This is a genomic window from Gordonia polyisoprenivorans NBRC 16320 = JCM 10675 (assembly GCF_000241325.1).
In the GTDB taxonomy this organism is placed as follows: Bacteria; Actinomycetota; Actinomycetes; order Mycobacteriales; family Mycobacteriaceae; genus Gordonia; species Gordonia polyisoprenivorans.
The window spans coordinates 40021-59814 of record NZ_BAEI01000070.1 but is presented as its reverse complement, the minus strand read 5'-3'; the positions used below and the strand labels follow the sequence as shown (position 1 = coordinate 59814).

Annotated in this window: 18 protein-coding genes and 1 pseudogene; 7 read left to right on the top strand and 12 right to left on the bottom strand. The window is 67.1% G+C overall.

What is annotated here, in order from left to right; genetic code table 11:
• Positions 1–216: 216 nt before the first annotated feature.
• Positions 217–1473: a lipase family protein gene (locus GOPIP_RS18310; protein WP_006371256.1), complete on the top strand. Its 1257-nt coding sequence runs from the start codon at positions 217–219 to the stop codon at positions 1471–1473.
• 223 nt (positions 1474–1696) lie between these two features.
• A complete protein-coding gene (locus GOPIP_RS18305) occupies positions 1697–2386 on the top strand; it encodes a L,D-transpeptidase (RefSeq protein WP_006371255.1) in 690 nt (229 codons plus the stop codon).
• A 94-nt stretch (positions 2387–2480) separates the two neighbouring features.
• On the opposite strand, the gene sthA is transcribed toward GOPIP_RS18305, so the two are convergent.
• The gene (sthA, locus tag GOPIP_RS18300) at positions 2481–3929 is read right to left on the bottom strand and encodes a Si-specific NAD(P)(+) transhydrogenase (RefSeq protein ID WP_006371254.1); all 1449 of its coding nucleotides are present in this window, start codon (positions 3927–3929) and stop codon (positions 2481–2483) included.
• A 119-nt stretch (positions 3930–4048) separates the two neighbouring features.
• Positions 4049–4954: a PE-PPE domain-containing protein gene (locus tag GOPIP_RS18295; protein WP_020171573.1), complete on the bottom strand. Its 906-nt coding sequence runs from the start codon at positions 4952–4954 to the stop codon at positions 4049–4051.
• A gap of 231 nt (positions 4955–5185) precedes the next feature.
• Here GOPIP_RS18295 and GOPIP_RS29170 point away from each other — a divergent pair, with 231 nt between their 5' ends.
• A complete protein-coding gene (locus GOPIP_RS29170) occupies positions 5186–5326 on the top strand; it encodes a hypothetical protein (RefSeq protein WP_006371252.1) in 141 nt (46 codons plus the stop codon).
• Between the two features lie 43 nt (positions 5327–5369).
• Here GOPIP_RS29170 and GOPIP_RS18290 read toward each other — a convergent pair whose 3' ends face one another.
• The 3 genes from GOPIP_RS18290 to GOPIP_RS18280 all read right to left on the bottom strand — a co-directional run bounded on the left by GOPIP_RS18290 (position 5370) and on the right by GOPIP_RS18280 (position 7462).
• Positions 5370–6173, bottom strand: coding sequence for an Fpg/Nei family DNA glycosylase (locus tag GOPIP_RS18290; protein ID WP_006371251.1), 804 nt, complete (start codon positions 6171–6173; stop codon positions 5370–5372).
• 57 nt (positions 6174–6230) lie between these two features.
• Positions 6231–6704 carry a ribose-5-phosphate isomerase gene (locus tag GOPIP_RS18285; protein ID WP_006371250.1) on the bottom strand — a complete coding sequence of 158 codons (474 nt, stop codon included), beginning with the start codon at positions 6702–6704 and terminating at the stop codon, positions 6231–6233.
• Positions 6705–6856: 152 nt separating this feature from the next.
• The gene (locus tag GOPIP_RS18280) at positions 6857–7462 is read right to left on the bottom strand and encodes a mycothiol-dependent nitroreductase Rv2466c family protein (RefSeq protein WP_006371249.1); all 606 of its coding nucleotides are present in this window, start codon (positions 7460–7462) and stop codon (positions 6857–6859) included.
• A 168-nt stretch (positions 7463–7630) separates the two neighbouring features.
• On the opposite strand from GOPIP_RS18280, the gene pepN reads away from it, so the two are divergent.
• Positions 7631–10243 (top strand): aminopeptidase N, encoded by a 2613-nt coding sequence (gene pepN / locus GOPIP_RS18275; RefSeq protein WP_006371248.1) that lies wholly within the window; start codon positions 7631–7633, stop codon positions 10241–10243.
• Between the two features lie 17 nt (positions 10244–10260).
• On the opposite strand, the gene GOPIP_RS18270 is transcribed toward pepN, so the two are convergent.
• Positions 10261–10956 (bottom strand): response regulator, encoded by a 696-nt coding sequence (locus GOPIP_RS18270; RefSeq protein WP_006371247.1) that lies wholly within the window; start codon positions 10954–10956, stop codon positions 10261–10263.
• Positions 10957–10972: 16 nt separating this feature from the next.
• Positions 10973–12601 (bottom strand): annotated as a pseudogene (locus GOPIP_RS18265) (sensor histidine kinase).
• 157 nt (positions 12602–12758) lie between these two features.
• On the opposite strand from GOPIP_RS18265, the gene GOPIP_RS18260 reads away from it, so the two are divergent.
• Entirely contained in the window at positions 12759–14162 is a 1404-nt protein-coding gene (locus GOPIP_RS18260) for a C4-dicarboxylate transporter DctA (protein WP_006371245.1), read from the top strand.
• Positions 14163–14411: 249 nt separating this feature from the next.
• On the opposite strand, the gene GOPIP_RS18255 is transcribed toward GOPIP_RS18260, so the two are convergent.
• The 3 genes from GOPIP_RS18255 to GOPIP_RS18245 form a co-directional block, all read right to left on the bottom strand.
• On the bottom strand, positions 14412–14921 hold the full coding sequence (locus GOPIP_RS18255; RefSeq protein WP_345229565.1) for a DUF5130 domain-containing protein: 510 nt from the start codon (positions 14919–14921) through the stop codon (positions 14412–14414).
• Positions 14908–15156, bottom strand: coding sequence for an aa3-type cytochrome oxidase subunit CtaJ (ctaJ, locus tag GOPIP_RS18250; RefSeq protein ID WP_006371243.1), 249 nt, complete (start codon positions 15154–15156; stop codon positions 14908–14910). Before ctaJ ends, GOPIP_RS18255 begins: the two co-directional genes overlap by 14 nt.
• A 226-nt stretch (positions 15157–15382) precedes the next feature.
• Entirely contained in the window at positions 15383–16021 is a 639-nt protein-coding gene (locus tag GOPIP_RS18245) for an HNH endonuclease (RefSeq protein ID WP_006371242.1), read from the bottom strand.
• A gap of 238 nt (positions 16022–16259) precedes the next feature.
• Here GOPIP_RS18245 and GOPIP_RS18240 point away from each other — a divergent pair, with 238 nt between their 5' ends.
• Together GOPIP_RS18240 and GOPIP_RS18235 are read left to right on the top strand one after the other, a co-directional pair.
• Complete coding sequence (locus GOPIP_RS18240; protein WP_006371241.1) at positions 16260–16676, top strand: globin; 417 nt, start codon at positions 16260–16262, stop codon at positions 16674–16676.
• A 108-nt stretch (positions 16677–16784) separates the two neighbouring features.
• Positions 16785–18584 (top strand): glycoside hydrolase family 13 protein, encoded by a 1800-nt coding sequence (locus tag GOPIP_RS18235; RefSeq protein WP_006371240.1) that lies wholly within the window; start codon positions 16785–16787, stop codon positions 18582–18584.
• Between the two features lie 28 nt (positions 18585–18612).
• Here GOPIP_RS18235 and GOPIP_RS18230 read toward each other — a convergent pair whose 3' ends face one another.
• Positions 18613–19308 (bottom strand): DUF8010 domain-containing protein, encoded by a 696-nt coding sequence (locus GOPIP_RS18230; protein WP_006371239.1) that lies wholly within the window; start codon positions 19306–19308, stop codon positions 18613–18615.
• Positions 19298–19780, bottom strand: coding sequence for an acyl-CoA thioesterase (locus GOPIP_RS18225; RefSeq protein WP_006371238.1), 483 nt, complete (start codon positions 19778–19780; stop codon positions 19298–19300). The genes GOPIP_RS18230 and GOPIP_RS18225 overlap by 11 nt, the downstream gene beginning before the upstream one ends.
• Positions 19781–19794: the final 14 nt, after the last annotated feature.

Here is a 19794-nt window from a genome sequence, read left to right as displayed (position 1 = left end):
AACCCCCGTCACACCTGGTCATTCGTTCCAGTTGACACCGCATGCCACCCCATTCACATTGTGAATCCTGTCGGGGGACATGACCGGTGTGGCCGTCGGCGCCACAGGTCTTCGTACCAGGACCTCGATGGGGGATTCGTGCTCTTCTCTCTCGGCGGTGGTCGCGCGCGTGCGGCCACTCGCCCCAACCCGCTGTTCGGATCTCGCCGATCGAGCGTGCCGCGCACCGGTGAGACCCCGCCCGCACGGGTACGCCGTCTGGCCCTCGCAGCCGTGGCGGCCACCGTGACCACCGCGACGGTGTCGAGTGGTTGGCTCGGCGTCGGCCCCGCCCACGCCGACGACGTCGCGCTCCCCACCGCGTTGCCCGACTCCTTCTATTCCCAGCCCGCCGACATCGCCACTCATCGCGACGGCGATATTCTCGCGGTGCGCCCGCGGACCACTCCGCCCGGCTTCTTCGACGTACGGACCTATCAGCTGAAGTTCCGGTCGTCCGACAGCCAGGGCAAGCCGATCGCCGCGGTCACCACCCTGCTGGTCCCGATCCACAAGCAGGTCAACGGACCACTGTTGTCGTTTCAGCACATCATCAACGCGGTGGGACTCGAATGCGCGCCGTCGCAGGCCCTCTGGACCACCGACCCGAACCTGACCATCCGAGAGGCACCGGGCCTCAACGGCGCCCTTCAACGCGGGTGGACGGTCTCGATCCCCGATCATCTGGGCCCGCGCAGCGCCTACGGGGCTGCGCGGCTGGGCGGCCAGATCGCCCTCGACGCCACCCGCGCCGTCCAACGCTTCGCCCCCGCCCAGGTCGCCAGGAGCAAGGTCGCGATGGCGGGCTACTCCGGCGGCGGCATGGCAACCGCGTGGGCCGCTGCGCTCGCGCCGACCTACGCGCCGGAGCTGAACATCGTCGGCGCAGCGTACGGCGGTGTCCCGATGGATCTGATCAAGATGGCCGAGGGCCTGGGGTACAACAATCCGCATCCCGCCTTCGGCCTGGCCTTCGCCGCGGCGATCGGCCTCTCCCGCGAGTATCCGCAGCAGATCCCGATGATGAAATTCCTTTCACCGCTCGGTAAGCAGATGTACTCCGAGATGCGCAACGCGTGCACCAACGACATCCTGCGCCTCGGCGCGGGTCACTCGGCCAAGCAGGTCTCGGTGGGCGGTGAGCAGATCTTCGAGGACCCGACTGCACGACGCGTCGTCCAGGACAACAGCCTCGCCTTCTATCCGGGTGTGGCCAAGACCCCGATCTTCGAGTGGCACAGTCCGACCGACGTATTGATCCCGGTGGCCTCGATCGATCAGACGATGCGGCGATACTGCCGGGCCGGGACTCGTGTGCAGCAGTTCTCCACGCCGTCGCCCGATCACATGTCGGCGGCGGTGATCGGACTGCTCCCCGCGTTCGACTATCTCGGTGACCGGTTCGCCGGATTGCCGGCTCCCAGCACCTGCTGAGGTCGCACGAGGTGGGGACACGCGCCGGTTGATGTGACTGCAATCACACCCTCCGTTTCCGGCGCCCTCACCTCCGGTTTCCAGATGCCGCATCGCGACTACACGACGGTGACGTAGCCTGATCGCCCAATGTCCTTTGGCCCCATGGCAACAGTTGTGTAACGATGGTGCCTGCGCCCCGGGGGTGCGCCCGGATGTCCCACAAGCAAAGGTTTCCACTTCCGTGCTGAACACCACAAACTCACCTCGCCGTCGTCGCGGCATGAGCCGCCTCGTGGCCATCGTCCTCGGCGTGATCGCTGTGGCCCTTGCGCTGCCGGGCATGGCGCAGGCCGCCCCCGTCACGGTCATCCCCGGACTACCGCCGGTCGAGATCCCGTCGATCCCGGGTCTGCCGACCCCGCCGGCCGCACCGCCGTCGACGACCACGCCGCCTCCGACGTCCACCACCCCGGAAACCCCCGGAGTGCCCGCGGAGCCGAACGTCTCGACCCCGACCGGTTGGGTTGCCCTCGCCCAGGATTCGACGCACACCATCTACTGGTGGAAGGACGGCACCTTCGTCAAGTCGATGCCGATCTCGATGGGCTCCGATGCCCACCCGACTCCGAACGGCGTGTACCACACCAAGGAGAAGTACCGTGACATGTACATGGACTCCTCCACCTACGGTGTTCCCGTCGATTCGCCCGGTGGGTACCGCACCTACGTCGAGTACGCGACCCGCATGTCCTGGGACGGCATCTTCATTCACGCCGCTCCGTGGTCGGTCGAGCAGCAGGGTCACAGCAATGTGAGCCACGGTTGCATCAACGTGAGCACCGAGAACGGCAAGTGGGTCTACGACACCATCGGTCGCGGCACCCCGATCGTCGTTCGCGGCACCGTCGGCGGCCAGTACACCGGCGACTGATCCCCACCCTCCTCGTACCGACGAAGGGCCGGCCCAACCTGGGCCGGCCCTTCGTCGTCGTCAGGGGCTTGATCGACTCAGGGCACCGATCCGGTCAGGCCACCGGCGCCGACACATCGAGATCGAGCGATCGCCCCTCCGCGCGCACCCGCGCGATCGCCCGCATCTTGTTCGACGCATCGAGTGCGGCCACTTTGTACCCCTCGGCCAGCGTCGGGTAGTTGAACACCGCGTCGACCAGGTAGTCGACGGTGCCGCCGAGACCCATCACGGTCTGGCCGATGTGGACCAGTTCGGCAGCGTTCGACCCGAAGGCATGGACGCCGAGCAGCGTGCGGTCCTCGGCGTGCACGAGAAGCTTGAGCAATCCGTAGGAGTCCCCCATGATCGCTCCGCGTGCGAGCTCGCGATACCGGGCCACACCCACCTCGAACGGGATGTTGTCGGTGGTCAGTTGATCCTCGGTCCGGCCGACGAAGCTGATCTCGGGGATCGCGTAGATCCCGATGGGTTGCAGGTCGGTCGGGGTGTGTCCGACCGGCTCGCCGAAGGCGTGATATGCCGCGCGGCGTCCCTGCTCCATCGAGGTGGCCGCCAGCGCCGGGAATCCGATGATGTCGCCGACCGCATAGATGTGCTCGACCTCGGTGCGGAAATGCTCGTCGACCTTGAGGCGCCCACGGTTGTCGGCGGTGAGCCCCGCGGCCTCGACCGCGAGCTCATCGGAAACACCTTGACGCCCTGCGGAATACAGAACGGTGTCGGCGGGGATCTGCTTTCCCGATTCCAGGATGGTCAGGGTTCCCGAGGGGTGGGTCTCGACGGTGCGGACGTGCTCGCCGAAACGGAAGGTGACGCCACGTTCCCGGAGCTGATACTGCAGGGCCTCGACGATCTCCCGGTCACAGAAATCGAGCATCGCCGGCCGCTGCTCGATGACGGTGACCTTGGTGCCCAGCGCCGCGAACATCGACGCGTACTCGATGCCGATCACCCCGGCGCCGACCACCACCATCGATCCCGGAACGCGGTCGAGTTCGAGGATCTGATCGGAGTCGACGACGGTCTCCCCGTCGAAGTCGACCGACGACGGGCGCGCCGGGCGGGTGCCGACCGCGACGACGAAGTGGTCGGCGGATACGTGTTTGAGGTCTCCGGTGGCGTCCTCGATCGCGATCTCGTGCGGGCCGGTGAAGGTCGCGCTGCCGATGAGCGTCACAACGCCGTTGCGGGCCAGCTGACTCTGGATGACGTCGATCTCCTTGCCGACGACGTGCATCGTCCGCGCGGTGAGGTCGGCCACGGTGATGTCGGTCTTGAGTCGGTACGACTGTCCGTAGAGCTCTCGCTGGTTCAGGCCGGTCAGATAGAGCACGGCCTCTCGGAGGGTTTTCGATGGGATGGTGCCGGTGTTGATGCACACGCCGCCCATCATGTGTTTGCGTTCGACGATCGCGGCGCGTTTGCCGAGTTTGGCCGCCGCAATCGCCGCTTTCTGACCTGCCGGTCCTGACCCGATGACGACGATGTCGTAATGATCCACCGTGGATCCTTCGCTCGATGTGTCCGTGGCTCGGCGGTGTATCGATCACCGCAGGTGATCGGTACCGCCCGGACAAGTGTCACCCAGGTCGACAGATCCCACGACTCGAGCGGGAGTCCTCAGGCCGCCAGGTCGGCCGGGCCCATGGTGAAGGTGGCCTGCACCTGCATCCATTGGGCCAGCGCCTCACAGCCGGTGGTCAGCGGATCGGTCACCGAGTCCCGGCGGTACGGCTCGTCGTGGTAGGCAGTGTGTCTGCCGCCCGCCCGATTGCGGATGACCATGCCGCGCCAGGCGATCACACCGGGCAGGTAGCCGCGAACCTCCCGCCATGCCGAACCCAGCCGTTCGACGTCGCGCAACCACTGCGCCGGTCGCACCGAGGTTGACCGCGCATTCTGGAAGGAGTTGCTGCGCAACACTTTCCACGTCTGTGACAGCCAGCGTCGGGGGGCGGCGAAGGTGAGGGTGTCGGTGAGATCGGCGATATCGCGGACGAACGAATCCCGCGAGGCGTTGCAGATCATGTCCTCGGGGGCGCCGACCCACCAGACCGGGATGGGCTCGGGGATCGCCGGACCCGGCCCGGCCACTCCCCACCCGTCGCATCCCGCAACGACGCCGGGCGGCTGATGGGGGTCGGCGACGAATCCGACCGCCACGACACGGCTCAGCGCGCGCATGTCGGCACGTGCGTCGAGATCGGCCAGCAGGCGTCGGATCACCACCGCGCCCTGTGAATAGCCGATGATCATCACCGGTCCGACGACCGCGTGCAGCGCCGCGGCCAGTGCGCGTTGCCCGGCGGCGACGCTGTCGGCGTAGCTGATACCCGAAAGATGAGGTGCCGGACCGTAACTCGCCGGGTAGCCCACCCATCGGGTGTCGAACCGGTCGTCGAGGGCATCGGTGACGCCCGAGAGCAGTCCGGTGACCTCGGTGCGCATGTCACCGTCGTAGGACTCTCCGGTTCCGCCGACCACCAGAACCGTCACCGCGTGCACCGGGTCGGTGTGGGCTGTCATGACTCCATCGTCGCGATGGTCGATGAGAGGGGCCGGACAGTCGGCTGAGGGCCGGATGAGAGTTGGACCATCGCGATGTGATGCCTGGTCACCGACGTGCCGAGGGTGCCCAGGATCACCTGGATTCCGGTTGCGTAACACATTCGTAACGCGAACAATGGACGAGGTCGAACACGGTCGCGAACCGTCGACGATCACCATCCCCCGAGAAGTACGAAAGAAGCGGTACCCATGTCGTTCGCACGTCTGCGTGAACGTTTCCTCCCCTCCGGCCACAACCACCGTCGGCTCTACGAGCGCATCGCCCTGATGTCGTCCGGAGCCCAGCGCGACGAGCTGCTCGTCATGGCGCAGCGTCACGAAAGTCGCTGACCCTCAAGCACTTCCCATTCTGACGCAGCAACTGGTATGGCCGTCACCGCTGACAGTGGGGACACCAGTACAGGTTTCGGCCCACGAGTTCGGTGGTCGCGATCGGGGTTCGGCAGATCCGACAGGGTTCTCCGGTGCGCCGGTACACATAGGTGCGTGGCCGATCCGGTGCGTACGACCCCGGCCCGTGATCGTCCTCCGGCCGAATCACGTGAATTCGCCCGCGCCGCACACCGATTCGCATGAGGGCGACGAGGTCGGCCCACATGTCGTCGAAGGCCTCCCGATCGACGGTGCGCCCGGCCCGCATCGGGTCGAGACGTGCACGAAAAAGGACCTCGGCACGATAGACGTTACCCACGCCGGCCATCACCTTCTGATCCATCAGCAGGGCGCCGATCGGTCGTGACGACCGGTGGATCGCCTGCCACGCACGCTCCGGGTCGGCGTCGGACCGTAGTGGATCCGGGCCGAGCCGCGCGACGAGGTCCTCGAGGTCGGCAGGCGTGTACAACTCGCAGGCGGTCGGCCCGCGCAGGTCGGTGCCCACCTCGTCTCCGACGATCCGCATCCGGACCTGTCCGACGGGCTCCCCCATCGGCACCGCGAGTTCGGAGAACGAGCCGTAGAGCCCGAGGTGGACGTGCAGCAGTTGGGTCCGCTTGCCGTCGCGGTAGCGCTGTATGAGGTGCTTACCCCACGCCTGCGCGCGATGGAACTCCATGCCGTCGACCACCGCGGCGCCCTCGGCAAAACGCCCCTGCGGGCTCGACACCCGCACCCGCTGCCCACCGAAGAGCTTCTGTTGACGCCGGGCGAGGCGATGCAGGGTATGCCCCTCAGGCATCGACGACCACCGTCGCCGAACTCGCCGATGTCGCCACCGTCACCGAGTGCGCTGCCCTCAGGACTCGGGGACGGCCGGCGCCACACCGGTCTTCTCGAACTCCGAGAGGATGTCGATGCGACGCTGGTGGCGCGGTTCCTCCGACCACTTCGCCGCCAAGAAGGCGTCGACGATCGCCAGCGCCTCCTCGGTGGTGTGCATCCGTCCACCGATCCCCATCAACTGCGCATTGTTGTGCTGGCGAGCGAGCTGGGCCGTCTCGACGCTCCACGCCAGGGCGCACCGCGCACCGGGCACCTTGTTCGCGGCGATCTGTTCGCCGTTTCCACTGCCGCCGAGCACGATTCCGAGGCTGCCCGGATCGGCCACCACCTTCTCCGCTGCGGCGATGCAGAATGCCGGGTAATCATCGGCGGCGTCGTAGACGTGTGCCCCGCAGTCGATCACCTCATGACCGTTGGACCGCAGATGCTCGGCGATGGCCGCCTTGAGTTCGAAGCCGGCATGATCTCCACCCACGTATACGCGCATGCGCCTCACTATAGATCCCGCCCACCCGCGATTCCGGTGCCGGGTGACGACCCGACAGTGGTCGTCACCCCCGAGACCATGGGGTTACCCCCGGACGACTCCGCCCCGGCGACCGGAGGAGAGTCGTCGGGGCGGAGTACACGCCGGGGCGGTCAGTCGAATTCGGGGTCCTCGTTGCGAGAGCGCTTGAGCTCGAAGAAGTGTGGGTAGGACGCCAGTGCCACCGCACCGTCCCACACCGTGCCCGCGGTCTCCCCGCGCGGGATGCGCGAGAGCACGGGACCGAAGAAGGCCACATCATTGATGTGGATGGTCGGCGTGCCGACGTCGTCGCCGACCTTGTCCATCCCGCGGTGATGGCTCTCCCGAATCACCTCGTCGAACTCGGTGGAGTCGGCGGCCTCGGCCAGGGTCGGATCGAGATCGAGTTCGGCGAGCGACTCGGCGATCACCACGTCGAAATCCTTGTTCTGTCCGTTGTGGATACGGGTACCCATCGCGGTGTAGAGCGGATCGAGGATCGACTCACCCTTCGCCGCGGCCGCGGCGGCGATCACACGGACCGGCTTCCATGCCTGTTTGAGGCCCTCGCGGTAGCTGTCGGGGATGTCGCGCCCCTCGTTGAGCACCGCCAGGCTCATGATGTGGAAATTCACCTCGATGTCGCGCACCTTCTCGACCTCGAGGATCCACCGCGAGGTGATCCAGCACCATGGGCACAGCGGGTCGAACCAGAAATCCACACGATCCTTCGACATACGTCTTCCCTTCTTCTCGACGATTCCCGGACACCCCTTTGCTCACACCGGGTGCGCGGCGAACTCGGCCCACTCAACCCGCGCGCGGCTTAGCCCATTCCATCCGATCCTGCTCCCCCGGCGTCGCGTCGGCACCCCCGATCGTCGCCGAGCACTAAGCTGGCCGCTGTGACTGCCCCTAATCTCACCCGTGATCAGGCCCGCGAGCGCGCCGCCACCGTCGACGTGTCCCACTACGCCATCGAGCTCGATCTCACCGACGGCAACGGCGCACCGGGCGCCACCACCTTCGCCTCCACCACGACGGTGACCTTCACCGCCACGCAGGGCGCATCGACCGTCATCGATCTCGTTGCGCCGACCCTGCGCTCGGCGACGCTCAACGGCACCGAACTCGACGTCACCGACTTCGACGAGTCCGTCGGCATCGAATTGACCGGTCTGGCCGCCGAGAACACCCTGACCGTGGTGGCCGACTGCGCCTACTCGAACACCGGCGAGGGCCTCCACCGTTTCGTCGACCCCACCGACGACGCGGTCTACCTGTACTCGCAGTTCGAAACCGCCGATGCCAAGCGGATGTTCGCGTGTTTCGATCAGCCCGACCTCAAGGCCACCTACACGCTGACGGTCACCGCGCCCACCGATTGGAAGGTGATCTCCAACGCGCCCGTGGTCAACACCGTGGCCGCCGAACCCGGCGTGCACCGCTTCCGTGAGACGCCGACGATGAGCACCTACCTCGTGGCCCTGATCGCCGGTCCCTACGCCGAATGGACCGACTCCTACACCGACGAGCACGGCACCATCCCCCTGGGGATCTACTGCCGGGCCTCGCTGGCGGAGTTCATGGACGCCGACCGGTTGTTCACCGAGACCAAGCAGGGATTCGCGTTCTACCACAAGAACTTCGGCATCCCTTACGCCTTCGGCAAGTACGATCAGCTCTTCGTTCCGGAGTTCAATGCGGGCGCGATGGAGAATGCCGGGGCGGTGACCTTCCTGGAGGACTACGTCTTCCGGTCCCGCGTCACCAACTATCTCTATGAGCGCCGAGCCGAAACCGTCCTGCACGAGATGGCCCACATGTGGTTCGGCGACCTCGTCACCATGAAATGGTGGGATGACCTGTGGCTCAACGAATCCTTCGCCACCTTCGCCTCGGTGCTGTGCCAGGCGGAGGCGACCGAGTACACCAGCGCCTGGACCACCTTCGCCAACGTCGAGAAGTCGTGGGCCTACCGTCAGGACCAGTTGCCCTCGACGCATCCGGTGGCCGCCGACATCCCCGATATCGCCGCGGTCGAGGTGAACTTCGACGGCATCACCTACGCCAAGGGCGCGTCGGTGCTCAAACAACTCGTCGCCTACGTCGGCCTCGAGGACTTCCTCGCCGGTCTCCGCGATTACTTCTCCGCGCACCGCTTCGGTAACGCGACGTTCTCCGATCTTCTTGCCGCACTGGAGAAGTCCTCGGGCCGCGACTTGTCAGACTGGGGTGGGCAGTGGCTCAAGACCACCGGCATCAACGTGTTGCGCCCGGACTTCGAGCTCGACGACTCGGGCGCATTCACCCGGTTCACCATCGTGCAGGACGGTGCGGTCCCGGGTGCCGGTGGCGCCGACAACTCGTCAAAGGTGGGCGCGACGAGGGTGCACCGGCTGCGGGTTGGCATCTATGACGACGGCGACTCGGGCGCGTTGACCCGCACGCACAGCGTCGAACTCGACGTCGAGGGCGAACGCACCGACGTCGCCGATCTGCTCGGCGTCCACCGCGGCAAGCTGATCCTGATCAACGACGACGACCTCACCTACGCCTCGGTGCGGCTCGACCCCGACTCGTTGTCGACCGCGACCACCCGGATCGGCGACATCAGCGATTCCATGCCACGCACCCTGGTGTGGTCGGCGGCGTGGGAGATGACCCGTCAGGCCGAGATGGCCGCCCGCGATTTCGTCGAGTTGGTCGAGCGCGGGATCGTCGCGGAAACCGAGATCGGGGTGGTCCAGCGAGTTCTGTTGCAGGCCACCACCGCCATCGAGTCCTACGCCGACCCGACGTGGGCCGAGCAGACCGGGCGTCCCGGCTTCTCGGCGCGACTGCTCGAACTCGCCCGCGCCGCCGAACCCGGCTCGGATCACCAGTTGGCCTTCGTCAACACCCTGTTGGCCGGCGCTCTCGACGACGATCAGGTCGGCGTCGCCAAGGGTCTGCTCGACGGTGACGACCCGGCGTCGCACGGGCTGTCCGGGCTCACCGTCGACACCGATCTGCGGTGGCGGCTGGTGATCGCACTGGCCACCGCGGGCGCCATCGACACCGACCCCGGCTCGACCCCGGTCATCGATGCCGAGGCCGAGCGCGACAACACCGCCGCCGGTGCCCGGCAGGCCGCGACGGCCCGTGCCGCCCGTCCGCTCGCGCAGGCGAAGGCCGACGCCTGGGCCCAGGCCGTCGACGACGATTCGGCCTCGAACATCTTCACCCGTTCCGTCGTCGCCGGCTTCGCCCGCCCCGGTCAGGGTGCGCTGCTGGGCGAGTACGTCGCGAAGTTCTTCGACGCCGTGCCCGGTGTGTGGTCGCGGCGTTCGAGCGAGGTCGCCCAGACGGTGGTGGTCGGGCTCTACCCGTCGTGGGAGATCAGCGAGGCCGGTCTCACGGCCGCCGATGAGTTCCTGGCCGCCGACCATCCCGCCGCGCTCAAGCGTCTCATCGTCGAAGGCCGTGCGGGAGTGGAACGTTCACTGCGCGCCCGGGCGTTCGACGCCACTCGATGACCGTCGCGGCCGGCGGCTCAGCGTGCCCGCCACACATAGCGGATCTGCGGTCGACCGGTGTTGCCGTACTCGGTGACCCGGTCGACCGTACCGTCGTCGGCGAGGCGCTCGAGGTAGCGCCAGGCCGTCACCCGGGAGCTACCGATCGCGCCGGCGACCTCCGAGGCGGTCAGACCGTCGGCGCTGTCGCGGATGGCACGTCCGACGGCGTCCTCGGTGTCCGGGGAGCGACCCTTCGCGGCGGTACGCCGGGTGTCGGCGGTGCGCAGGTTCGCCAGCGCGCGATCGATGTCGCGTTGACTCACCGCGTCTCCCCCACCGGTCAGCGCCTCGCGGTAGCTCAGGTACTGCCGGATCTTCTCACCGAATGCCGCGAAGGTGAACGGCTTGATGAGATAGAGCAGTACCCCGTGGGCCATCGCGCTACGAACCGAATCCAGGTCTCGTTGCGCGGTGATCGCGATGATGTCGGGGGACGGGACGATGCCCGACAATGCCGAGGCCAGCGAGATGCCGCTCGCGTCGGGCAGGCCGAGATCGAGCAGGACGAGGTCGACGGGGTGAGCGCCGTCGGCGGCCGCGGTGGCTCGCCGCAGCGCCTCCTGCGCGGTGGCTGCATGCGCGACAACGTCGAATCCGCCGATGCGCGACAGGAAGTCGACATGCGCGGCGGCGATCACCTGGTCGTCCTCGACGACGAGCACCCGGATCATCTCGCCTCTGCTCGCATCATCTGAGCCTCCCGGCGTCCGGTTCGGTCGGTGTCGACGCCTGCGCGCCGGCCGTGATCTCGACGCCGACCACCGAACCGTAGGTGTTCTCCGCTCGGATCGTACCGCCGTGCAGGTGCACGACCTGCGCGACCAACGCGAGACCGAGTCCGCGTCCGGCCGTGTCGCCACCGGCTTTCGTCGAGTAACCGCGGCGTCGCGCTCAAGCGAACTCGTCGGGAGTCATGCCGGGTCCGGAATCGGCGACGACCACGTGCACGTGGGCAGCGTCGCCGATGACGGTCACCTCGACCCAGGGATCGTCCGGGTCGACGGCGTCGAGTGCGTTGTCGATCAGATTGCCCACCACGGTGATCATCTCACCGGCCGAAAGGATCTGCGTCGCATGGTCATCGACCATCGAGTCCTCGGTGAGCGTAAGTTCGACACCGCGTTCGGCGGCCTGTGCCGTCTTGCCGAGCAGCAATGCCGCCAGCGTCGGCTCGACCACCGCGTCGCCGACCCGGTCGACGAGTTTCTGGGAGAGTTCGAGGTTCTCGGTGGCCATGCGCACGGCGTCGGCCGACCGCCCCATCTCGATCAACGCCACGATCGTGTGCAGGCGGTTGGCCGACTCGTGCGCCTGCGACCGCAGCGCCTCGGCGAAGCGTGTCATCGAGTCGAGTTCACCCATCGCCTCGGCCACCTCGGTGCGGTCGCGGATGGTGATCACCGCGGCATCCCGACCGGGCACCGGTGACCGATTCACCATCAGTACTCGACCTCCCTCGGCGACGAGAACGTCGCGCAACGGCTCGGTTCCCGACGTCATGAACTCCGGGATACCAAGCGGCTCAACGGTTCCCAGCAGGCGGCGCGCCTCGTCGTTGACGAGTACCGGGCGCGACGAATCGACGACGACGAGTCCCTCACGGACCGCGTGCAGGACCGCATCGTGATGGTCGTACATCACCCGCAACTCCGTCGGCGTGAGCCCACCGGTATGACGAAGCAGACGCCGACGGATCGCCCACAGGCCGACCAACGCGATCACCAGGGCGACGCCGCCGATGGCGCCGATGAGCGGCAGTTGCGACACCCAGTCCTCGGTCAACGTGGACTGGGTGATGCCCGCGGCCACCGCGCCGACGATGGTGCCGTCGCCGGCGCGGACCGGAGCGATGGTGCGGACCGACGGACCGAGTGTGCCGGTGTAGATCTCGGTGAACGTCTGCCCCCGCAGCGCCGGTTCGATGGTGCCCAGGTAGTGACCACCGATGAACCGGGGATCGGTGTGGGTGTAGCGGATGCCGTGGGTGTTCATGATCGTGATGAACGCGATGCCGGTGGCCAGCCGGATGTGCTCGGTGACCGGTTGCAGTTGCGTCGTCGGGTCGGGTGAGGTGATCGCCGCGGCGGTCGACGGGGCGTCGGCGATACTCACCGCCACCGCGGTCACCTGCTCCCGCGCCGCACGATTCGCGTCGGCCCGGGCATCGACGACCGCGAGCAGGCTGCCCACCACGACGATGGCGATGACCACCGCGACCTGCAATGCGACCGCCTGCCCGGCCAGCGACCGCGGCAGCAACCGTGCCCTCACCCGTGCGCCTCCTCGTTCTCCACCACCGGCCCCAACCTGACACATCGTGCCGGACCGGCGCACTCACACTGCCCGATCGAGGTGGTCCACGCCACTGAACGAAATGAACTCAATGGTGACCGGGGTCACCGTGACGCCGAAGAATTCTCAGTCAGCACCTCCCATCGCCATACGCGAGGGCGGGACGAGAAAGGACTCACTGATGAACATCAGGTCGAACGCGGCGGGCACCGCCGATTTCCCGGCCACCCCGCGCAAGAAGCGGGACCGCACCCATTGGCTCTACATCTCGGTGATCATCGCGGTGGTCGCCGGCGTGGCCGTCGGGTTGATCTGGCCGGAGGTGGGCAAGGACATCGGCGTGCTGGGCACGATGTTCGTCGCCCTCATCAAGATGATGATCGCGCCGGTGATCTTCTGCACCATCGTCCTGGGCATCGGATCGGTCCGCAAGGCCGCCACCGTCGGCAAGGTCGGCGGCCTGGCCTTCGTCTACTTCCTGGTGATGTCGACCGTCGCCCTGGCCATCGGCCTGGTCGTCGGCAACCTCATCAAGCCCGGCACCGGTCTCAACATCTCGGCGGTGGCCGGTCAGGGCGCAGAGCTGGCGGAGAAGGCCCACGAATCGGGCGGGACCATGGAGTTCATCGAGGGCATCATCCCCACCTCGCTGCTGTCGTCGCTCACCGAGGGCAGCGTGCTGCAGGCCCTGTTCGTGGCACTGCTCGTCGGCTTCGCCATCCAGGCCATGGGGCGCACGGGCGAACCCATCCTCAACGCGGTGGCCTACTTCCAGAAGCTGGTCTTCAAGGTCCTCACCATGATCCTGTGGGTCGCCCCGATCGGCGCCTTCGGTGCGATCGCCAACGTCGTCGGCCAGACCGGCTGGGCTGCGGTGGGCCAGCTACTGGTGCTCATGGTCGCGTTCTATCTGACCTGCCTGGTGTTCGTGTTCGGTGTGCTGGGAGTGCTGCTCAAGACCTCCGCCGGGGTGTCGATCTTCAAGCTGGTCCGGTACCTGGCCCGCGAGTACATCCTGATCTTCGCGACCTCATCGTCGGAGTCCGCGCTGCCCCGGCTGATCGCCAAGATGGAACACCTCGGTGTCGAGAAGACGACCGTCGGTGTCGTCGTGCCGACCGGCTATTCGTTCAATCTCGACGGCACCGCGATCTACCTGACCATGGCCTCGCTGTTCATCGCCGACGCCATGGGTGATCCGTTGTCGATCCCGGAGCAGATCGGTCTCCTGGCGTTCATGATCATCGCCTCCAAGGGTGCCGCCGGCGTCAGCGGCGCCGGCCTGGCCACCCTCGCCGGCGGGCTGCAGGCCCACCGACCGGAGATGCTCGACGGCGTCGGCCTCATCGTCGGGATCGACCGCTTCATGTCGGAGGCGCGTGCGGTCACCAACTTCTCCGGTAACGCCGTGGCCACCCTGCTCGTCGGCTCGTGGACCGGAACCGTCGACAAGGCGCGGGTCGAGGAGGTACTCGCCGGCCGCGACCCGTTCAACGAACAGGACATGGTCGACGAGGAACCGATCGACCGGCCACGCACCCACGATGACACCATCGTCACCGAGAAGGAACTCGCCGCACGCTGAACGCCGATTGGCACATCATCGGTGCCACGAGAAGCCGGCGCCGGTCACTCCCGCCAGGAGTGTCCGGCGCCGGTTCCGTGCATGGGACGCCGGACCGTTCATGGCGGTCGGGGTGCGCATGGCCGTCGGGTGCGCGGGCGGTCCGATGTGCGGAGACGCCCCACGTCCGGCCCGGCACCTACCGAAAACGCCGATGCGGGGCTCTCGGTGGAGAGCCCCGCATCGGCGAGAAGAAATGGGATCCGGCGATCAGGAAGGTGCGGCAGCGGTCGCGACGACGTGCAGTGCGGCGATCAGCCCGTCGATGAGCTGACCGGACCGGAAGCTGCCGATCGCGGCGGTCACACCGAGCTGGGCGACCCGATCGTTGACCCGGTCGGCCACCCGCGCACCGGAGACGACAACGACGTCGTGGGTGTTGGGCGACACGGCGATCAGCGCACCGTTGGCAGGCTCGGGAGCCTGCGCGAGGACCGCGCGCGCATCGGCGACGGCATCCTCACCGAGCTCACCGATATAGACCGAGAACCGCACGAGGGCCTTCTCGCTGGCGGCCTTGAGGGCGTCGTCGAGGTCGATCAGATCCCGCTGCGAGAACGGCGGGGTGCTCGGTGCCTGGCCGGGAAACCGGGTCGCCGAGACCCGACCGCTGTTGGTGATCACCGTTCCCATCGGGAGCGCGGTGGTCGGCGACAGCTTGACGTTGCCGCCCGCCGCGGCGCCGGGTGTGCCCGCCTGAGTCACTTCACCACTTGCCACTGGCCGAGCCTCCATCCACATCGGTCGGTCCCGCGTGGTGCGGCAGTGCCATCGGCTCGATCTCGGTGGCGCTGAACAGCAACGGCTGGCGCGTCCACTCCTGGTCGAGCGTGTACTCCTGCACCTTCGGGTATTTCAGGCCGGACGAGAACATCATCGAGACGACACAGAGCACGACCATCACGACGCAGATGACCGTGACCACGACTCCGATACCGACCATGGCGCTATCCATGACATCCTTTCGATCGGTGTTCCTCGAACGGCACGAAACCGCCCGCACCACCAGGTTGTGTGATCAATCTAGCCCACCGGCGCGCGTGCGTCCCAGTGGGGCCTACAACGTGTCGTAGATGATTTCGCGGACTCCGTCCGGGACGATTTGGCGCACTAGGTGCGGCATGATTTGGCGGACTCCGCGGGGCCTCGAGCGGACACCGACCACCGGAAACGACCGCTAGTCAGGCCGCCCCGGCGTCGATGTACTGGACCCACGCCGGATCGATCTCCTTGATCGTGGCCAGCAGTCGCCAGTGCCGCCCCTTGGGAGCGGTGAGCGGGGTGTGCAGGGTCCAGCCGAGTTCGCTGAGCAGGCGGTCGGCCTTGCGGTGATTGCAGCTCGCGCAGCAGGCCACGCAGTTCTCCCAGGAGTGCCCACCGCCACGGCTTCGCGGCAGTACATGGTCGATCGTGGTCGCCTTGGCCCCGCAGTAACCGCACCGGGAGCGGTCTCGATGCATCAATGCCGCCCTGGTCATCGGGGTGACCGCACGATAGGGCACGCGGACGTAGGTTCGCAGCCTGATCACCGACGGGATCGGGACCGTTCGCGCCGCGGAATGCACAGCCATGCCCGGGGCCGCGGCGTGGACCACGTCGGCACGTTCACGCAGGACGAGGATGATCGCCCGGCGCAGGGAGATCGCGGTGAGCGGCTCGTAGGTCGCGTTGAGCAGCAAGACGCGGCGGCGTCCCCACAGTCCCGCAGCCGGACGGGACTCGTCGGCAACATCAGGCTTCTCGGTGAGCTCCGGGGTGATGGACTCCGGGCTCTCGTGGGCTGGGCGCAACAACCGGGGCTCGCCACGCAACACCGTCACATCGCGAACCTGCCGTTGGCTTCTGCGTGTCATCCCGCCTCCCGTGCGCGCGCCGGACGCGTCAAGTGGAACACGCCGAGCGCTGTCGTGCACGACAAATCTCGGGTGTCGACGCAGGTCACTTGTGTGAACAACGGATGTCGGTGCACCCCGCCGACCGCCGATACCCACGGCGTCCACCGACGGTGGGCACGCGTGAGGTTTGAGACCTCCGGCGCCGGTGGAGGACACTGGTGGGGTGAGTGCCTCCCAGCCCGTGCCCGCACCCGAGAGCCGATCGTTCTATGACGAGGTCGGCGGTGCCGACACCTTCGCCCGCCTGACCCACACCTTCTACTCCGAGGTCGCCAAGGACGAGATACTCCGGCCGCTCTATCCCGAAGAAGACCTCGGGCCGGCCGAACGCCGACTCCGCATGTTCCTCGAACAGTACTGGGGTGGGCCGCGAACCTATTCCGAGGAACGTGGTCATCCGCGGTTGCGGATGCGGCACCACCCCTACAAGATCGGGCCGATCGAACGCGATGCCTGGCTGCGCTGCATGCACACCGCGATCGCGGAGATCGACTCACAGACCCTCGACGACGAACATCGCCGCGCGCTCACCGATTACATGGAAATGGCTGCACAGTCGATGGTGAATTCACCGTTCTGACCAACGGTGCGCGCATCGGCGACTCGCCGCGCGGACCTGCATGGGTCACCGAATTATCAGGTGAGGCACAATTGCGACGTGAGCGATGAGACATCGAGCGCTGTGCCCATGGGTTCGGAGGACACCGGCTCCGAGGAAGCGCCCACCGACGAGCACGTCTCCGGCCCGAGCGACACCGGACCGGATCCCGCCGACGCGGGTGAGGAAAGCCACGGAATCGGTGAGGGCGAGGCTACTTCCGAGACTGACCCCGCCGGTGAACTGACCGACGCGGCGGCGCCAGGTTCGGTTGTGCCGCAACTCGACCCGTCCGACACCACGTGGTGGCGATCGGCGATCTTCTACCAGATCTACCCGCGATCCTTCTCCGACCTCGACGGAGACGGTGTCGGCGATCTCGCCGGGGTCATCGACAAACTCGGATATCTCGAACTCCTCGGGATCGACGCCCTCTGGCTGAGCCCGATCATGTGCTCCCCCATGGCCGATCACGGTTACGACGTGTCCGACCCACGCGACATCGACCCCCTCTTCGGCGATCTCGAGGACTTCGACGAACTCGTCGCCGAGGCACACGACCGCGGAATGCGCGTGACGATGGACCTCGTCCCCAATCACACCAGCGACCAACACGAGTGGTTCCGGGCCGCGCTCGCCGCCGAACCCGGCAGCCCCGAACGCGCCCGCTACATCTTCCGCGACGGCCTCGGTGAGGGCGGCGACGAGCCACCCAACAACTGGCACAGCGTGTTCGGCGGACCCGCATGGACCCGGGTCACCGAGTCCGACGGCTCACCCGGCCAGTGGTATCTGCACATCTTCGCCGCCGAGCAACCCGATCTGAACTGGGAGAACCCCGAGGTCTTCGAAGATCTCGAACGCTCCCTTCGGTTCTGGCTCGACCGCGGGGTCGACGGCTTCCGCATCGACGTCGCACACGGCATGGCCAAGCCCGAAGATCTGCCGGACATGGACCTCGACTCGGTCGGGCTGTTGACCAACAGCGACGACGATCCGCGCTTCAACAACTATGCGGTGCACGACATCCACCGAAAGATCCGCAAGGTGCTCGACGAGTATCCGGGCGCGGCCAACGTCGGCGAGATCTGGGTGGAGGACAACGAACGCTTCGCCGAGTACCTGCGACCGGACGAGCTGCATCTCGGTTTCAATTTCCGACTTGCCAAGGCCGCGTTCGATCCCGACGAGATCCGCGCCGCGATCGAGAACTCTCTCGATGCGGTACTTCGGGTCTCGGGGACGCCGACGTGGACCCTGTCCAATCATGATGTCGACCGGGAGGTCTCGCGCTACGGTCGCCTCGATCAGCACGACCCGCACTCCGAGGTCGACCTCGACGTCGGCAGTGCCCGGGCGCGCGCGATGGCGCTGGTCGAATTCGCCCTCCCCGGAACGGTCTTCATCTACAACGGAGCCGAGCTCGGACTCCCCAATGTGGATCTCCCGGACGAGGCGTTGCAGGACCCGGTATGGGAGCGCTCGGATCACACCGAACGCGGGCGCGACGGCTGCCGGGTGCCCCTGCCGTGGGAGGGTTCACAGCCGCCCTATGGTTTCAGCACCTCGGCGCAGACGTGGTTGCCGATGCCCGACGGTTGGGCGCCCTACACCGTCGAGAAGCAGCTCGAGGACATCTCCTCAACCCTCTCGTTGTATCGGCAGGCAATCGAATTGCGGGTCAGCCGAAGCGAATTCAGTGGAGACACGGTCGAATGGTACGGCGCACCCGACGACTGCCTGGCATTCCGCAGAGCCGGTGGCGGCCTGATCTGCGCCCTCAACGCCGGCGACGAGCCGGTACCGCTCCCGCCTGGAGAGGTCCTGCTGCTCAGCGCGCCTCTCGTCGACGGTCATCTCGCACCGAACTCCGCCGCCTGGCTGGTGTGAGACCGCGCACCGAAGGACCGCCGAGCGGTCACAGCACGGTGACGCCGAGGTCGCGGTGGCGGCGCAGGTAGACCGCGCCGAACCTCGCGTCGATTCGAATCCAGGCCGCCGACATCCGGATTCGGATCGGCTCATCGGCATCGATCGCCTCGGCATCGGAGTCCTCGGTGATCGCGCGGCCCTGCGCGTCGCGGACGAAACCCATTCCGGTGAGCGCGAACAGCGCGCGCAAGGACACTGCGGCCCGCAGACCGCCGTCGGTCGAGGTCACCTCCAGCACGTCCTGATCGAGTACGCCGGTCGCCGGGCCGTGCGCGCTGCCCTCCTCGCGTGCGACGCGAGCACCGTCCCGGACGAGCCCCACCACCGTGCGCGCGGGCACGTCATCGACGTGGCGAAAACCGCTGAGCAGCGGCAGTGCGCCGCGCCACGCCGAATCGAACGGCATACCCGGGTCGACGGGGGTTCCGGCTGTCGCACCGGAAAGCGCTGCGCGCAAGGAGGTCACGTCGGCCACCAGATCCTTGGGCGCCATCCGCCCGAACACCGAGCGGGTGACCAGGACGTCGAACCCGGTGTGTGACCACAGGCCGATCAGCCCGTCGCCGCGTACCGCCAGGCGGACAACGGCAGCGTCGTCGAGCCGGTGGGCACGGCCGAGGAACGCCAGCGCGTCGGAGAGGTCGGCAGCGCGCTGCAACGTCAGATGCCGTTCACCCTCCATGACGCGGCGCGGTCTGCTCGGTGGTGCTCGGCAACCGGAAGGTCTCCAGGTACGTGCGTTCGTCCGCGGTGAGGCGCCGCAAACGCTGCGCATCCACGTCGAACGCGACGAGTTGGGTGGAGGCGATGACGGCCGGTGCGTCGTGGGGCTGCGCACCGTCGGGGCGCACCTCATAGCCGACGATAAAGTCCACCGCGCGAACCTTTTCCACGAACATGGTGACCACGATGGGACCCTCGTCGTGGCGGATCTGCGCTGCGTACTTCACGTGCAGGTCGGCGACCAGACAGCCGCGCCGCAGATCGGCGGTGGGCCGTCCGTCGTAGAACAGCCACGGGATTCGGGCCTCTTCCAGGAGGGTCACCATCCGTGCGTGGTTGATGTGTTGGAAGACGTCCATGTCGGACCACCGCACCGGGACCCGCACGACATATCCCTTCTCGGTGGCGGTTCCCTCATCCTCGTAGAGCACTGCGACTCCCCTCT

Excerpts from the sequence above, each read along its gene's own strand:
- GOPIP_RS18295 (WP_020171573.1), bottom strand. The coding sequence starts at position 4,954 with ATGACAGCCCACACCGACCCGGTGCACGCGGTGACGGTTCTGGTGGTC.
- GOPIP_RS29170 (WP_006371252.1), top strand. The coding sequence starts at position 5,186 with ATGTCGTTCGCACGTCTGCGTGAACGTTTCCTCCCCTCCGGCCACAAC.
- GOPIP_RS18290 (WP_006371251.1), bottom strand. The coding sequence starts at position 6,173 with ATGCCTGAGGGGCATACCCTGCATCGCCTCGCCCGGCGTCAACAGAAG.
- GOPIP_RS18285 (WP_006371250.1), bottom strand. The coding sequence starts at position 6,704 with ATGCGCGTATACGTGGGTGGAGATCATGCCGGCTTCGAACTCAAGGCG.
- GOPIP_RS18280 (WP_006371249.1), bottom strand. The coding sequence starts at position 7,462 with ATGTCGAAGGATCGTGTGGATTTCTGGTTCGACCCGCTGTGCCCATGG.
- GOPIP_RS18270 (WP_006371247.1), bottom strand. The coding sequence starts at position 10,956 with ATGATCCGGGTGCTCGTCGTCGAGGACGACCAGGTGATCGCCGCCGCG.
- GOPIP_RS18260 (WP_006371245.1), top strand. The coding sequence starts at position 12,759 with ATGAACATCAGGTCGAACGCGGCGGGCACCGCCGATTTCCCGGCCACC.
- ctaJ (WP_006371243.1), bottom strand. The coding sequence starts at position 15,156 with ATGGATAGCGCCATGGTCGGTATCGGAGTCGTGGTCACGGTCATCTGC.
- GOPIP_RS18235 (WP_006371240.1), top strand. The coding sequence starts at position 16,785 with ATGGGTTCGGAGGACACCGGCTCCGAGGAAGCGCCCACCGACGAGCAC.
- GOPIP_RS18230 (WP_006371239.1), bottom strand. The coding sequence starts at position 19,308 with ATGGAGGGTGAACGGCATCTGACGTTGCAGCGCGCTGCCGACCTCTCC.